Source organism: Bradyrhizobium sp. C-145 (genome assembly GCF_023375135.1).
In the GTDB taxonomy this organism is placed as follows: domain Bacteria; phylum Pseudomonadota; class Alphaproteobacteria; order Rhizobiales; family Xanthobacteraceae; genus Bradyrhizobium; species Bradyrhizobium zhanjiangense.
Map to the genome: position 1 here is coordinate 8,736,028 of NZ_CP088150.1, position 13,942 is coordinate 8,749,969.

Below are 13,942 nucleotides of genomic sequence, written 5' to 3' on the forward strand. Positions count from 1 at the left end.
TTTCTCCGAACACTCTCCAGCCGAGGCACTCGCAAAAGAAGCCCCGCGAGAGCGCGACGTCTCTCACGGTAAGTCCAACGTGATCGATGCCGATCGTCAAGGAGCATCATCCAGCATTCAGATAATCTCCTGATATTATTGACTTGGTGTCCGGCGCACCAAATATACCGCCCCCGTTTATGTTCGGACGGTCGTTGGGCGGAAACTTCTATTCCGGAAAGCGAAACAGTGAGGAATCACACAATGTGGGGAGAGGTAACCTGTTCAATTCGTGAATTCCCGGCGGGCCGCGCGCACCCTCGCCACGATGTGCGCGTGAACCTCCGACACTCTGCGGGTATGGTGAGTGTCGGGATGCGAAATCAGCCAATAGCTCCGTACAAAGCTGATCTCCGGCAGTAGTCGCTTGAGCTCCGGAAACCGTCGCGCAGCGTAGTCGTGTAGTATACCGACGCCGTGACCGCCCCTCACCGCCTCCATCTGCGCCACGACGCTCCCGCATTCGTAGTGCCTGGTCATGACTTTTCCGAGCGAAGACGCGTAGTCGAGCGCTCGGCTGTAGACAAAATCCTCGACGTGCGTCACGAAAAGATGGCCGGCGAGATCGGCTTGCTTTCGGATTGGTCCCAAGCGCTTCAAATAGCTCTCTGCACCGTAAACACTAAGCGTATAGTCCGTAAGCTTTTTGACAATCAGTCGCCCTTGCTTCGGACGATCCAAGGTGATCGCAATGTCGGCCTCCCGCCTCGACAGCGAGAATGTCCGCGGCAGCGGAACTAGCTGAATGAGCAGGTCGGGGTGCTGCGCGGCAAGCGCACCGAGCTGGCTGGCTAGAAAGTAGTTGCCCAATCCATCTGGGGCGCCGACACGGACCGTACCTGAGATGGCGTCCGCCGAGCCGCCAAGCTGCGTGCCGACCTGAAGGAATTCGGATTCGGCACGCTCCGCCGCGGCGACGAGGGCCTCGCCTGCGCTTGTCAGGACACAGCCAGTTGTACGCCGTTCGACCAACCGGGTTTTAAGTTCCTGCTCAAGCGCGGTGAGTTGCCGGGCGACGGTCGCGTGATTCACACTCAACCGCCGGGCGGCACCGAGAATTTGCCCCGTGCGGGCGACCTCCAGGAATATGCGGATGCGGTCCCAATCCATCGGGTTCAAGTTTTCGCAAGGTACACCAAGAACTATTCTCAATGATTGCAGATTTCAGCATTCCATATCGAATCTGTGGAAACAAGCAGGGCTACGCCTTCGGCGCCAAAAGCGAAAGGTGATAGCCGCTTGCTCGCCGCGACGTCCAGTGCCGACCTCTGGCTTTGCCGGCGGGAAGCAGACTAGGATTCGGGCGGCTTATGAGGAGTTGCTCAGATTCCCGCATACCACTCATAGCCGCGATCTTCCCAATAGCCGCCTTGGCCGCCATGCAGGCCGGAGAGGCTTTGCACCAGCTCGATACGCATGATGTATTTCGCCATCTTATAGCCGAGCTGCCGCTCGACGCGCAGTCGTAGCGGTGCACCGTGGCGGACGGTCAGCGGCGCGCCGTTCATATCATATGCGACAATCGTCTGCGGATGCGCGGCATCGATCAGATCGATGCTCTCATAGTAGCGGGTCTTCTCGGGATCGACAGACTCGCTGCCATCGTCCAAGTTGTCCGCACAATGGAATACGGCAAAGCGCGCTTCTGACCTTACGCCAGCACGCAACAGAAGTTCCTTGAGCGGTACGCCGGTCCATTTGGCGATGCAGCTCCAGCCCTCCACGCAATCATGCCGTGTGATCTGGGTCCGTGTGGGCAGGGCACGCAATTGCTCAAGCGACAGCGACAGTTCGCGTTCAACGAGACCATGAACCTTCAGGCGCCAATCGGTGAAATGATTGCCGACGAGCTTGAGGTAGTCCTCGTCCTGCGGATCAATTGAACCATTGGGGCGAAACGTCGGGGAGATGTCGGCCTCACTATATTCGGGCGCGAGCCGATGAGCCCCAATGAGGAAGCGCTGCACTTTATAGGTGAGGCTGCTTGCGACATTGAGGACGGAGCGGAAGCGCGGTCCGGCGGCGACGCCGTCACAGCCCGACAAAGCGAGGCCGCCGATTGCTGCGAATGCCCTCAACAAATCGCGGCGCCGCGGATGTTCATGTGACATCGGGCGTCCTCGGACTGCCGAGATCGTACCAGCCGGTGATCATGGAGCGCAGATTGTTCAGGACACCTGAGACCAACACCATCACGAGATGCACAATGACGAAGAGCGCGAGGCTTGATGCGGCGGCAAAGTGAATCAGCCGCGCCGTCTGGCGCCCGCCGAAAATCGTGAGCAGTTGCGGCACAGCGCTGTCTAATCCGGGCGACATGGTGAGGCCCGTGAGGATCATCAACGGGAAGAGGACGAGGACAACCAGGAGATAACTGAGCTGCTGCAGCACATTGTACCGCTTCGCTGCCTCACCGCGTGGGAAGCGCAGGCGCAGATGCTCAAGGACCTCCCTCCCGACATGGCTGAGTTCTCGGCGGCTGGGAAGAAGATCTCGGTCAAAGTGCCGCCTTACGGTGCCCCAGGCAAAATAGACGAGACCATTCAGAACCAGCAGCCAGGCAAAGAAAAAATGCCAACGCCGGCCAGTCGCCAGATCCTGGTTGCTCGGGATAGTGATCCAGCTTGGAAAGGCGCGCCGTGAGATTTGGCCGTCCTCGCTCGAGATGCCAAGTACGCCTGACGTATCGAAGGAATGGCCAGCGATCATTGTCTCTCCGACGAGGCCGTCCTCGGACAGGCGCGCCTGGATCGACATGGCTGGATGGTCAAAGTCCGATCGCTCGCCTAAATAGAGCGCCGGGTGGGCATTAAAGATCTGCAGTCCGCTCATCAGGAGCAGTGTGAAGCAGACCGCGTTGATCCAATGCGTGATACGTACCAGCGCGGCATGGCGGAGGTACCAGCGCTCGGCGACGGGCCGATTAGTGCTGGGAACGGGGGCCATATCATGCTCCGACGGTTCGGACGCGCTGCCTGCTCGGCGCACATACTTCGCGTGTCGGTCGACCACAAAGTATGCGCACTCTGGGCGAAATGAGGCGATCAGCGGCGTGGTCGCCAGTTTCTTCATTTACTTCGCTGCGTCCTCGATCACGCGGGCGATCGCGGCAGGCTGCGAGACGAAAACAGCGTGGCTTGCGGGCACTTCGGTGACCTTGGCGCCCGAACGCTTGTACATCCAGCGCTGAAGCTCAGGGCTGATCACATGGTCCTCAGTGGTCAGAATGGCGTAGCTGGGCTTGTTATGCCAGGCCGCCACCGAGAGTGGTGCACCCATGGCCTTCTGGGCAAGCTGCTGCTCCGAGTCGGCCATGAACTGAGCTTGCTCCGCCGGGACGTCCTGGGCATAGGTTTCCCGGAACTTCGCCGCCGGGATGAAGAAATACTTATTGTCCGGTGTAGCCTTGTTGACGGAGACCCGCATGGCATCGTTCGGCGCGGCGAACTTCGACATCAGCGCGCCGCTGGCCTCTCCCTTGTCGGGCTGCAAGGCGGCCACATAGACCAGGGCGCTGACCTTAGGGTCGGCGCCGGCTTCCGTGATCACCGACCCGCCATAGCTGTGACCGACCAGCACGACGGGACCGGTCTGCTGATCAATGACGCGCTTGGTGGCATCGACGTCCTCGGCGAGGCTGGTGAGCGGCTCCTGCACGATCGTCACATGGAAGCCATCCTTGGTTAGGATGTCGTAGACGGCGCGCCAGCCGGAGCCATCCGCCAGTGCGCCATGGACGATGACGACGTCCTTCGCAGCCGGTTTCGTCTCGGCGTGGGCGACCGCACCAGTCATGGCAAGCACGAGCGCGAGCGCGGAAGTCTTTCGTAGTAAGGACATTGGAGTCTCCTGGTAAGTCTCAATTTGCCCGCTTCGCAGGGCCATCTCGGTGCCGGGCGGTGTCCGGTGATGGCTAATCAGGGTTGATAGAGGCCGAGTCCGCGTCCGGCTTGGCAGACGCGAGGATCAGGCCGGCTGATTCTTGACGGCCAGAACGTCAACAGGTTCGACTGACGGCGGCTTTGCCAGCATTTCCTCGACCCGCGACATCAGGGCCTTGGCCATATTGCCAGCAAGATGTGCCTGACGATCTTCTTCGCTGGTAAAGGCATCGAACACGCCGAACGTCGTCAGCGAGAGCTGCAGAGCAAACCAGACTGGCGTGCCCGCCTCTTGATTTGTCAGATCAAGGCCGCTGACAAGAAAATCTTTCACGGCCCGTTCCTTGCCGGGCTTGGCTTCCAACCGGACGAATAATCCGCACTTGAGCGGCATGTTTTTCTCCATTCGTTGATCGCCAAAAACTCCAAAGTGGACGCATCCTTATGAGATAAGTGGTTCGGCGCGTATTGGCAGGATTGCCATTTTCGATACGGATTATGCCAAACCGGATCAGGCGCCGCGGAGCTCGCCACCAGGAGGCGTACGCTGGCGCGCCGAATGCCGAGCGTGCTGGGCAACTCTCCGCTCGAATATCTCCAGGATTTGCGGATCGAGCGGGCCGTGCACCTGCCTACAATCTGCCATGCCAGTGCGAAGCGAAGCAGATTGAATGCGCCGCCCGGTGCGAGTCTAGCGCGGGCAACGTCTCAAGTTGGGTCCAAACGATCGACAACGCCGTCAGCTTATCTTAGCGACCGCCACTCGATAGGTCGGTTGGTCTTTTTGACTTGGCCGATAAATCCTCGTCGGGCGGTAATAAGTGTTGCTGAATTCGAAACAATGGCTGGTTTTCGTCGATGTGATCCGAGTGCCTACCGTGACGATCCACGCAAATGCCGAATCACTGCTGATTACGCGCTCCCCGACTTGAATTTCTGCACAACGAATGCGCGATAGTTCTCGTTGATGTGCAGACTTGAGCGCTTCATATGGCGCTTGCGGGTAACAAGGAGGTTCATCGTGGTTACGCAAGTTCAGCATTATATCAATGGCCAGCGCGTCGCTGGCCGCAACGGGCGGTCATCGTTCGTGTTCAATCCTGCAACAGGCGAACAGGCCGCATCGGTGCCGATCGCGAACGCCGCGGATGTGGCGGATGCAGTCGCGGCGGCAGTGAAAGCTGCACCTGGATGGGCGGCGACGACGCCGCTGCGGCGGGCCAGGATCCTCAACCGGTTCCTCAGAATTCTCGAGGAACGCACCAGCCAGTTGGCAGACGTCATCGTCGCCGAGCATGGGAAGGTCCATTCCGACGCGGTCGGCGAGATTCAGCGCGGCATGGAGGTCGTCGAGTTCGCGACGGCCGCCCCGCAGCTTCTGAAGGGCGAGATCACCGAGAATGTTGGGACGCGCGTCGATAGCTACTCGATGCGCCAGCCTCTCGGCGTGGTCGCCGGCATTACGCCGTTCAATTTCCCCGCCATGGTGCCGATGTGGATGTTTCCGGTGGCCCTGGCCTGCGGCAACGCCTTCATCCTGAAGCCCTCCGAGCGCGATCCATCGGCATCCGTCATCGTCGCGGAGTGGCTCAAGGAAGCGGGCCTGCCCGACGGCGTCTTCGGGGTGGTCCATGGCGACAAGGAGACCGTCGACGCGCTGCTGCATCATCCCGACATCTCGGCGATCAGCTTTGTAGGATCCACGCCGATCGCAAAGTACATCTACGAGACGTCTGCCAGCACCGGAAAGCGCTGCCAGGCGCTGGGCGGTGCCAAGAACCACATGATCATCATGCCGGACGCCGACATGGACCAGGCAGTCGATGCCCTGATGGGCGCTGCCTTTGGCTCGGCCGGCGAGCGTTGCATGGCGATCTCCGTCGCGGTGCCGGTCGGCGAGACAACCGCGAACCGGTTGATCTCCGCGCTGGAGCCGAAGATCCGCAGCCTCAAGATCGGGCCCGGTACGGATCCGGAGGCCGAAATGGGCCCGCTGGTCACCAAGCAGCATCTGGACAAGGTCCGCGGCTATATCGACGCCGGCGTCGCAGAGGGTGCCAAACTGCTGGTCGACGGCCGCGGCTTCAACATGCAGGGCTACGAAGACGGTTACTTCATCGGCGGGTCGTTGTTCGATCACGTCACGCCCAACATGAAGATCTACAAGGAAGAGATCTTCGGCCCCGTCCTATCCGTCGCCCGTGCGCCCGACTACGACACCGCCGCACGCATGATCAACGAGCACGAGTTCGGCAACGGCACCTCGATCTTCACGCGCGACGGCGACGCGGCGCGGGAGTTCGCGCACAAGATCAAGATCGGCATGGTCGGCATCAACGTGCCGATCCCGGTGCCGATGGCGTTCCATTCCTTCGGTGGATGGAAGGCGTCGATCTTCGGCGACCATCATATGCATGGCCCGGAAGGCGTCCGCTTCTATACCCGGATGAAGACGATCACGAGCCGCTGGCCAACCGGCATTCGCGCCGGCGCCGAGTTCGTGATGCCCACCATGTCCTGATCGTAATACCCGGCCCGCTGCAGAAGAAGGCGGCGGGCCGGCCCGGAAAACGGCGGCGAAAGCTCGTCGGTTTCAACACTCGATCTACAGCCGCGATCGCGCTCTCGAAGACGAAGCGACAACCCATAGCGACACGGAGAATGGATGATGCCCCTTTTGTGCTTCGATCTTGTTGAGGGACGTTCGGAACGGCAGCTCAAAAAGATACTAGACGTCACCCATGAGGTGTTGGTCGACACATTCAACGTACCTCATCGCGACCGCTATCAAATCGTGAGGGAGCACCCGCCTTCAAGAATGATCATCGAGGACACGGGACTCGATATCAAGCGCACACCCAACATGCTTGTCCTTCAAGTCACGACTCGCCCTCGCAGCCGCGTGATGAAGCAAATATTCTATAGTTCGTTGGTGGAACGGCTTGCCGATCAATGCGGTATTTCGCCAAGCGACGTTGTCGTGACGTTCGTAACGAACACCGATGAGGATTGGTCATTTGGGCTGGGACGTGCCCAGTTTCTCACGGGTGAGCTCTAACCTGTCGAAGCCCAACGGTTGGCCCAAAAGGAACTTGGGATCAATTTTTGGCTTGCCAGCGGCCGGATGACGCCGCTCGCGGCACCTGTCTGCCGATCATCAAAAAAATTACGCCGTCGGGCACGAAATCGAGTGTCCCGACGGCGCTGAAAACTGGCCCTTGAAGTCCCCAGCGGTGCTGAATTTAGGATCACAATCCCGCTGGTTGAAATAGCCCGTTTTAGCCGGGCGTGACCTGAGGAGATGTGACTCTCGCAAACACTGAGGCGAAGGCTTGAACAGTTGCTGGTCAGGCCTTCAACTGCGCCAGGACTCCGGCGATATCGCCCATGCCCCAATGCTCGACAATAAGGCCGCCTTGAACCCTGAAGATATCGCAGGAGGTGAATCGGAGCGCGCGACCGGTCGGCGCAACTCCCGAAAGCGGGCCGTTATGGCTGCCGCTATAGACGAAGCTTGCGGCCGCACGATCGCCCGACGCGACCGTGGCCTCGATCTCCACCTTGAGGTCCGGTATTCCCGCCAGCCGCGCAGTAAAAACTGCCACCGTCCCCTGCTTCGGCGACTTACCCTGCGGCGGCGGCGGTGCGGCCGCGCTGAGCTGGTGGTTGACGTAATTATCAGAGAACAGCGCGGCGAACGCCGTGAGGTCGTGCGCGCTCAAAGTCGCTGCAAACTTTTCAATCAACGGTGCGGCTGCGCTCTTCTTGTCCGCCATGGCCGGCGCGACAAGTGCCGGCAAGGCAAGTGCCGATCCCGCCAACGTAACCGTCTTCAAGAGATTCCTTCGATCCATAACGTTTCCCCGATCTGATCATCACATTTCCCGCCGTCGAATGTAGGAGCGGAACGCGCGGCAAACTGGCACTTATATCTCCTGGTGGCCAAACCACTTTTTGTTGTAGCCGACGAGTCTTTCAGAGAGCCGATATCAGGCGAAACGATCGCTCGAACCTCACTGCTTAGAGCTCTTACTGACGATCTAGTATCCGTCCGACTGATACGCTCCGCAACAACTCGTGCGTTTCGGGAGCCATGGCGTTAGGGGTCTTCTTTAGCCGGACTCAGATTGCAGCAAGGCGCTTTAGCTTGGCCTCGTCCCATGAGATCCCGCTGCCGACACTCTCCGGCGTGAGAACCATTCCGTCGCGAATTTTCAATGGTTCTTCGACGATCGCATCTGCCCAATCAACATACTCAAGCCAATGGGCGGTGGGCGTAGCGCAAAGAAGATGCGTGCTGACCTCCGGCATCAGATGCGACGACATTTCGATACCCTGGGCTGCAGCGATGCCGGCCGCATGCAGCCAGCCGGTTACACCGCCAATCCGCGCGACGTCGACCATGACGTAGTCGCTCGCGCCGGTCGTGACGGCACGCAACAGAGCATCCGGGCCGTTGAGGTTTTCGCCGATCTGGACCGGAACCTTCAGTTCACGCGCCAGTGCGGCGCTCGCCACATAGTCATCGTGGGCTATCGGCTCTTCGAGCCAGTAGATCCCCTCTTTTTCCAGCTCTCGTCCACGAAGAACTGCTTCCGCGGGTGACAGGGCCTGATTGTAGTCCACCATGATCGCAATATCTGCGCCGGAAACGCTCTTGCGGACAGCCCCCAACGCGGCCAAGTCCTCAAAAAGCGTGGGGTATCCGAGCCGGACCTTAACCGCTCCTAAACCGCTCTCCAGAAGCGTCCTCACCTCTTTGGCAAGGCTATCCGGCTCCATCAGCCCAAGCCCGCGGCTGTCGTACGCGCGTAGCGATTTAGGCCCTGACCCGAGTAGCGCGGACAGCGGAGCACGATGCATCTGCGCAGCCGCGTCCCACATGGCCATATCGAGCAGTGAAAGAGCCATCCGCACGGCACCGGTCACGCCGAGTAGTGCAAATTGGCGCGCGAGCGTCTGCGATGCCTCAAAAGGTGTGGCGTTCTTGCCCTTGAGGAGTTCGACCGCCTCGTTCAGATGTGAGGATATGGCAGTCGCGCCCGAGGGCCGGTAGCAAAACGTGTAGGCCTTGCCCGTTACGCCATCTTCGTTCAGCAAATCGACGAGCAACAGCGGCACTGCCCTCACAACGGCCGCGCTCGTTCCCAGCGTAAACTTCAGCGGGACCATCACTCCGCGGGTCGTTACCGAGCGAATTCGTTGCCCTGCGGTACTCACGCCGTTCGTCATTTTGATCTTTCACTACGTTTCGGGATATCGGACCGACAAGCGAGGCGCCCCCCACTCGGCAGCCCGCACCTATCTTACCCGGGCTGCTGCGCTTAGCCTGGGCTGTGCTGGCGAGGCCGCTCGAAACCGCTTCCTGCCAGTTAAGCTATTCCTCGCCGTGAATCCTTCCGGAAATGCTCATGTTGTCGGCGGGATGCTCAAACAGGAGAACATTGATGATCTTCGGATCGGAGCCGATCGATTCGTGGGTAACCTTCACGATGTCACGGATCAACTGCGTCTTACGGGTCTTGGTGAGACCCGCTGCGATATGACATTCAATGTAGGGCATAGTTGCCTCCCTTTCCTATTTCAGGCGAGCAATGAGCTCTTTGTCGTTGGCATTGCCTTCGACAAACTCGGGTAGGTGTTGCCCGTGCTCGACGAAGTTGATGCCTCGCCCCTCTCTGATGACAAAGAAGATGTTGTTGGCCGGTTCACCGGTGGCTTCGCTAACGACACGCAGCAGGCCGGCCGAAAGAGCGCGTTTTTGCTCATCCGAGCGGCCATACCGCATGTCGCAAGAAATCATTGACATCGTGCTACTCCTTCGTTGACGAGAATGATTATTGAATTCCGGGGTGGATCGCAGGGTGGACCGCCTTGGGGTTCACTTTTCCGAGGATATCCATCAAATCAGAGATCGGCCGCTCGTCGATCTTTTCGACCGCCTTGATGATGCTGTTGCGTAGTGCTGCATCCGCAAATGGCTCGCTCAGCCAATTAAACTTCTCGACCGTGCGTTCCCATGACATTGGGTTGCCGAGGCCGCCTTCGTATCCAAGCTGCTCGCGATCGAAGGTACGACCGTCTTTGGCTTTGATAGCGATCCGGGTGTTCAGCTCGTGCGGATATCTGGCGGTGAAGGCATCGTCCGGAGCTATCGTTACCCTGCTCAATAGGGCTTGCGCGTCGTCAGCCTGGACACGCGCCTGCTCGAGCTGCGCAGGCCCGACTTCATCGTCCAAAAGCGCAGCCGCAATCAGGTACTTCAGGTTATAATCCGCCTGCTCCTTGGTCTGCGGTCTGTCTTTTGAGCCAAATGCGCCGCCGCCCGCGATGTCAAAACCTGACTGAAAGATGTCGCAACGGACGGCCTCGATATCGCCGGCCGCCAACTTATTGTCCCGTTTCAACTTGAGCACGGCTTCGAGAACCGGCTGACCGTGAATGAGCGAACAGAATTTCTTCATGATCGTAAGCTTGATGATCTCGAGCGAGTCATCCGACCAATCAACGTCGATCTTTTGATCAAACATTCGCAGCAAGCCGTTCGGTCCCTCAAACAGCCCGGATGGACCAGTGAAGCCGCGCTTAGCGAGCGATGCGGAATAGACTGCACGCATCCCGGTCATTCCGGGAGAGAAACCCTTCCACTGTGATACCGGCTCGACGTGAACGCAAGTGAGAGAAATGTTGTCAACAGTCGCGATCGAGATTGCATGCGCGATCTGCTCGGCGTTCAGCCCGAACAGCTTTCCTGCTCCAGCGGCAGCGGATATTGCGAGCTGAATTGCATGATTAAACCCCTTCGCCATGACGGGGACAACGGCGGTAAATCGGCATTGGATTTCGTATGCTACCGCAAGGGCGAGCATGAAGTCTTCGCCGGATGCCTTGGCGTGCTCCGCAGCAGCCAGAATCGCGCCGAAATTGTCGCTGGGATGACAGAGTCCACCCGGCGACATGTAGCTGTCAAGCAGGTCGACATATCGCACCAACCCAGAGTTATATAGGGCGGCCTGGTCCGGAGCGGTCTTACCGCCGCCGATCAGCGTGCACGATCCGCCGGACCGGTACTCGGCAAACTGCTCGCGGAGCGCCGCGAACGGCGCCCCCGGCAGCGCGGAGATCGCGCATCCCAAGCTATCCAGAATATTTCGTTTGTAGAGCTTGCGCGCGTCAGGTTTTAGAGATGTCGCAGCAGCCCGGTCGGCAAAGCCGGCGATGGCGTTTACTGTGGATACGGAAGTCGCATTTTTCATCAACATGTAAACGTCCTTGGCGGAGTCCCACACGATTGAACTGGTCTTTGGTGGAGCGTGCCTTCCTCATTTGAGATCAGCAAACGAATAGATTCGAGAAGGCAATCTGCACCGCAGATTGCTCGTCGAGGTGCAGAGCTCGTTGGTTAAAGGGGCCCGCATCAGGCAACGGAATTGAGCAGGGTGGTACCGCCCAGGAAACAACGCCATCAATTCCGGCGATCGAGCAATCTCTTATCGTTGCTGCTCAGGCACGAACACATCAGATCCGCGTACCGCGACAATCGGCAACGGCCGGGCACGTCGCTCACACCTGCCACGATGAAATACCATCTTGCCGACTAAATGTAGCTCGCGGATTCCGGGCCTAAAGCAAGCATCGAAGTTTTGCGAGAAGATCGACCCTACTTCGTCAGCGCGCGGCTGGCCGTCGTCTCGGTCCCAGGCAACAATGACCAGAATGCAAAACGCCCGGACGATCTCCGTTTGGAACTCGGCGCCTCGCAACGAACCGGGTCATTCGGCAGCCGCCACATGCAACTCGGTGCCCGGCCGCACAATCTGAAGAAAGGCAGAGAGTGCACTAGAGACGTAGGCATCTGTGCGCCGAATGAAGACGGTCTGCACTTCGGAAAATTCAGACTCCAGTTCATGCACGGCGACTTGGCCGTCTCGCCACGCCGCAACAACCACTCCCTTGGGCAGCAGTGTAACTCCAACGCCCGCCCCCACGCAGCCGAGGATGGCGTCTATCGAGCCGAATTCCAAAGGCTGCGCCACAAGTATTCCCGCCTTGGTCAATAGATTCTCAAGCCTTATTCGATAGGAGCAACCAACACGAAAGACGATTGTTTTCAGTTCGTTGATCAAGGAAAGGTCTTCGATGGCTCGAATTGAGCGAGGCGTTACCAAGACGAGTTCTTCCCGAAATAGGCACTCCTGTTGCAAATCTGGATGATCGACCGGCCCTGCGACAAACGCCCCCTCCAGTCTGCATTCGACAACGTCCTCGATGAGACTGCAGGTCGTCCCGGTCGTCACTACTGGACGAACCTTTGGGTAAGCTTTGGTGAAGCTCGCAAGCACGGATGGAAGCCGAATCGCCGCGGTCGTTTCGAGAGTGCCGATTTCAAGGACGCCACTTGGGGTGCCGTCATCCCTTGCGGCCGCCTTGGCGTCGCTGAGAAGCTTGGTTATGCGTGCCGAAAAGGGGAGCATGCGGCGCCCGGCCGGCGTGACCTTCACGCCGCGTGCATGCCGCTGGAATAGCTGAATACCAAGCTCAAGCTCCAACGCTCTTACGCGCGCAGTGACGTTAGATTGGACAGTGTTCAGCTCAGCCGCCGCTCGGTTCATACTGCCGTGCCGGGCAACTGCCTCAAAAACCCTTAGGTCGGTTGCGTCCATAACAAGCCCTATCTTCTAAAGCGAACGGTTCGGCATCAACGCGCTTGGTCGAGTGATTATCTTGATCCAAGCCACCCGTTTTACAAGGCCGAATCCGAACGCTTATGCCTGTTTTCGAACACAGACCGGCTGCGACAAGCTATCACTAGAAATAATACCGATATCTCAAAAACAGATATCGGTACGATGACAACGATTACCGTCGAGGCCCTCTTCTAAGGATTCGTCCTCCATCAAGCAGCTGGGCGCAGATCGCAACGGTGCTGGCCCCACAACGAAACGAGTGCACCGCGAAGGGTCCTAACGGCTTCGCTGCGTTGGAGGGGGCGCGTCAGCCCACCCCATTCGGTCACTCCAATGATGCACCGGCGTACTTGGCGAGCCTCTCTTGGGCCTCGGCAACGACACGGCGCACTACGTCACCTGCCGCGGGCAAGTCATGAATCATACCGATTGACTCCCCGACAGTCACGTTCGCCACATCGAAATCGCCGACGCGCGACGCCTCCTCCACCTTCTCCAATTCATCGGCCTGTAGAGCCTTTAACTTTTCTTCGCGGCCATGCCACTTTTCGATGAACTCATTCTTCATCAACCGCCCAGTGTATCCTTCCGGCCAGGCTCTCTGCCTTACGATATCGTACACGCTGGTTCGTATTGTCTCATCGCCCGAAGCCGCCACCACCTTGGCCTTGGCATTCGGATGGATAAGGGCCTCCTTTGTTGCCCAAAAACGGCTCCCCATCAGAGCGCCTTCGGCACCAAGCATTAGAGCCGCAGCAAGACCTCGACCATCAGCGATCCCGCCCGCGGCAACAACGACGACGTCAGGAGCGTGTTTGCTCAGAGCGTCTACCACCGTCGGGACGAACGGCAACGTCGATCGGGCTGTTTGGCCGTGGCCGCCTGCTTCCGTGCCTTGCGCTACGACGACATCGGCTCCGACATCGGCGGCTCGCCGCGCTTGATCGACCGTGTGAACTTGGCAAATGAGTGGTACCCGGGCCTGTTTGATGCGCTTCGCGAATGGTGCCGGATCAGCAAAGGACAACATGATCGCGCGTGGATGGCGCTCTATTGCGAAGTCCAGCAATTCCGGCTGTTTTGCAACTGACCAAGTGATGAAGCCGCATCCCACATCGTGGCGCGTGATCTTCGCTGACTCCGTCTCGAACCAGGCGCGGTCGCCATAACCGCCGCCAAGCAGGCCGAGCCCGCCGGCGGCCGCAACCGCGCTGGACAGGTCTGCGCCCGCGGCAGGCGTCATCGGCGCAAGGATGATTGGGTGCTCAATACCAAACAACTTCGTCAACCGGGTACGGATCATCGTCCCATCCTTTCGACTGTTAGGCCGGCTAA

14 protein-coding genes are annotated in these 13,942 nt (G+C 59.0%); 2 read left to right on the forward strand and 12 right to left on the reverse strand.

The genetic code is table 11. From position 1 onward, the window contains the following. Positions 1–264 precede the first annotated feature (264 nt). The 5 genes from LRP30_RS41120 to LRP30_RS41140 all read right to left on the reverse strand — a co-directional run bounded on the left by LRP30_RS41120 (position 265) and on the right by LRP30_RS41140 (position 4,326). Complete coding sequence (locus LRP30_RS41120) at positions 265–1,149, reverse strand: LysR family transcriptional regulator (RefSeq protein ID WP_249761942.1); 885 nt, start codon at positions 1,147–1,149, stop codon at positions 265–267. 212 nt (positions 1,150–1,361) lie between these two features. Then, on the reverse strand, positions 1,362–2,150 hold the full coding sequence (locus tag LRP30_RS41125; protein ID WP_249758504.1) for a molybdopterin-binding protein: 789 nt from the start codon (positions 2,148–2,150) through the stop codon (positions 1,362–1,364). Next, positions 2,140–2,985 carry a cytochrome b/b6 domain-containing protein gene (locus LRP30_RS41130; protein WP_249761943.1) on the reverse strand — a complete coding sequence of 282 codons (846 nt, stop codon included), beginning with the start codon at positions 2,983–2,985 and terminating at the stop codon, positions 2,140–2,142. The genes LRP30_RS41125 and LRP30_RS41130 overlap by 11 nt, the downstream gene beginning before the upstream one ends. A 126-nt stretch (positions 2,986–3,111) precedes the next feature. Continuing rightward, complete coding sequence (locus tag LRP30_RS41135) at positions 3,112–3,879, reverse strand: alpha/beta hydrolase (protein ID WP_249758505.1); 768 nt, start codon at positions 3,877–3,879, stop codon at positions 3,112–3,114. A 126-nt stretch (positions 3,880–4,005) separates the two neighbouring features. Further along, the gene (locus LRP30_RS41140; RefSeq protein ID WP_249758506.1) at positions 4,006–4,326 is read right to left on the reverse strand and encodes an antibiotic biosynthesis monooxygenase; all 321 of its coding nucleotides are present in this window, start codon (positions 4,324–4,326) and stop codon (positions 4,006–4,008) included. A gap of 615 nt (positions 4,327–4,941) precedes the next feature. On the opposite strand from LRP30_RS41140, the gene LRP30_RS41145 reads away from it, so the two are divergent. Both LRP30_RS41145 and LRP30_RS41150 read left to right on the forward strand, forming a co-directional pair. Continuing rightward, positions 4,942–6,441 carry a CoA-acylating methylmalonate-semialdehyde dehydrogenase gene (locus LRP30_RS41145; RefSeq protein WP_276017364.1) on the forward strand — a complete coding sequence of 500 codons (1,500 nt, stop codon included), beginning with the start codon at positions 4,942–4,944 and terminating at the stop codon, positions 6,439–6,441. A gap of 147 nt (positions 6,442–6,588) precedes the next feature. Continuing rightward, positions 6,589–6,978, forward strand: coding sequence for a tautomerase family protein (locus LRP30_RS41150; protein ID WP_249761944.1), 390 nt, complete (start codon positions 6,589–6,591; stop codon positions 6,976–6,978). A gap of 289 nt (positions 6,979–7,267) precedes the next feature. Here the strand turns inward: LRP30_RS41150 and LRP30_RS41155 are convergent, their stop codons facing one another. The 7 genes from LRP30_RS41155 to LRP30_RS41185 form a co-directional block, all read right to left on the reverse strand. Continuing rightward, positions 7,268–7,696 (reverse strand): ester cyclase, encoded by a 429-nt coding sequence (locus LRP30_RS41155; protein WP_249758508.1) that lies wholly within the window; start codon positions 7,694–7,696, stop codon positions 7,268–7,270. Between the two features lie 346 nt (positions 7,697–8,042). Then, entirely contained in the window at positions 8,043–9,152 is a 1,110-nt protein-coding gene (locus tag LRP30_RS41160) for an enolase C-terminal domain-like protein (RefSeq protein WP_249758509.1), read from the reverse strand. A 145-nt stretch (positions 9,153–9,297) separates the two neighbouring features. Then, positions 9,298–9,483: a tautomerase family protein gene (locus LRP30_RS41165; protein ID WP_092117106.1), complete on the reverse strand. Its 186-nt coding sequence runs from the start codon at positions 9,481–9,483 to the stop codon at positions 9,298–9,300. A 15-nt stretch (positions 9,484–9,498) separates the two neighbouring features. Next, positions 9,499–9,729: a tautomerase family protein gene (locus LRP30_RS41170; RefSeq protein ID WP_044999827.1), complete on the reverse strand. Its 231-nt coding sequence runs from the start codon at positions 9,727–9,729 to the stop codon at positions 9,499–9,501. A 28-nt stretch (positions 9,730–9,757) separates the two neighbouring features. Next, positions 9,758–11,182: an MmgE/PrpD family protein gene (locus LRP30_RS41175; RefSeq protein WP_249758510.1), complete on the reverse strand. Its 1,425-nt coding sequence runs from the start codon at positions 11,180–11,182 to the stop codon at positions 9,758–9,760. A gap of 510 nt (positions 11,183–11,692) precedes the next feature. Further along, the gene (locus LRP30_RS41180; protein WP_249758511.1) at positions 11,693–12,583 is read right to left on the reverse strand and encodes a LysR family transcriptional regulator; all 891 of its coding nucleotides are present in this window, start codon (positions 12,581–12,583) and stop codon (positions 11,693–11,695) included. 349 nt (positions 12,584–12,932) lie between these two features. Continuing rightward, complete coding sequence (locus LRP30_RS41185; RefSeq protein ID WP_249758512.1) at positions 12,933–13,910, reverse strand: nitronate monooxygenase; 978 nt, start codon at positions 13,908–13,910, stop codon at positions 12,933–12,935. Between the last annotated feature and the right edge of the window lie 32 nt (positions 13,911–13,942).

Excerpts from the sequence above, each read along its gene's own strand:
- LRP30_RS41120 (WP_249761942.1), bottom strand. The coding sequence starts at position 1,149 with ATGGATTGGGACCGCATCCGCATATTCCTGGAGGTCGCCCGCACGGGG.
- LRP30_RS41125 (WP_249758504.1), bottom strand. The coding sequence starts at position 2,150 with ATGTCACATGAACATCCGCGGCGCCGCGATTTGTTGAGGGCATTCGCA.
- LRP30_RS41130 (WP_249761943.1), bottom strand. The coding sequence starts at position 2,985 with ATGGCCCCCGTTCCCAGCACTAATCGGCCCGTCGCCGAGCGCTGGTAC.
- LRP30_RS41135 (WP_249758505.1), bottom strand. The coding sequence starts at position 3,879 with ATGTCCTTACTACGAAAGACTTCCGCGCTCGCGCTCGTGCTTGCCATG.
- LRP30_RS41140 (WP_249758506.1), bottom strand. The coding sequence starts at position 4,326 with ATGGAGAAAAACATGCCGCTCAAGTGCGGATTATTCGTCCGGTTGGAA.
- LRP30_RS41150 (WP_249761944.1), top strand. The coding sequence starts at position 6,589 with ATGCCCCTTTTGTGCTTCGATCTTGTTGAGGGACGTTCGGAACGGCAG.
- LRP30_RS41155 (WP_249758508.1), bottom strand. The coding sequence starts at position 7,696 with ATGGCGGACAAGAAGAGCGCAGCCGCACCGTTGATTGAAAAGTTTGCA.
- LRP30_RS41160 (WP_249758509.1), bottom strand. The coding sequence starts at position 9,152 with ATGACGAACGGCGTGAGTACCGCAGGGCAACGAATTCGCTCGGTAACG.
- LRP30_RS41165 (WP_092117106.1), bottom strand. The coding sequence starts at position 9,483 with ATGCCCTACATTGAATGTCATATCGCAGCGGGTCTCACCAAGACCCGT.
- LRP30_RS41170 (WP_044999827.1), bottom strand. The coding sequence starts at position 9,729 with ATGTCAATGATTTCTTGCGACATGCGGTATGGCCGCTCGGATGAGCAA.
- LRP30_RS41175 (WP_249758510.1), bottom strand. The coding sequence starts at position 11,182 with ATGTTGATGAAAAATGCGACTTCCGTATCCACAGTAAACGCCATCGCC.
- LRP30_RS41180 (WP_249758511.1), bottom strand. The coding sequence starts at position 12,583 with ATGGACGCAACCGACCTAAGGGTTTTTGAGGCAGTTGCCCGGCACGGC.
- LRP30_RS41185 (WP_249758512.1), bottom strand. The coding sequence starts at position 13,910 with ATGATCCGTACCCGGTTGACGAAGTTGTTTGGTATTGAGCACCCAATC.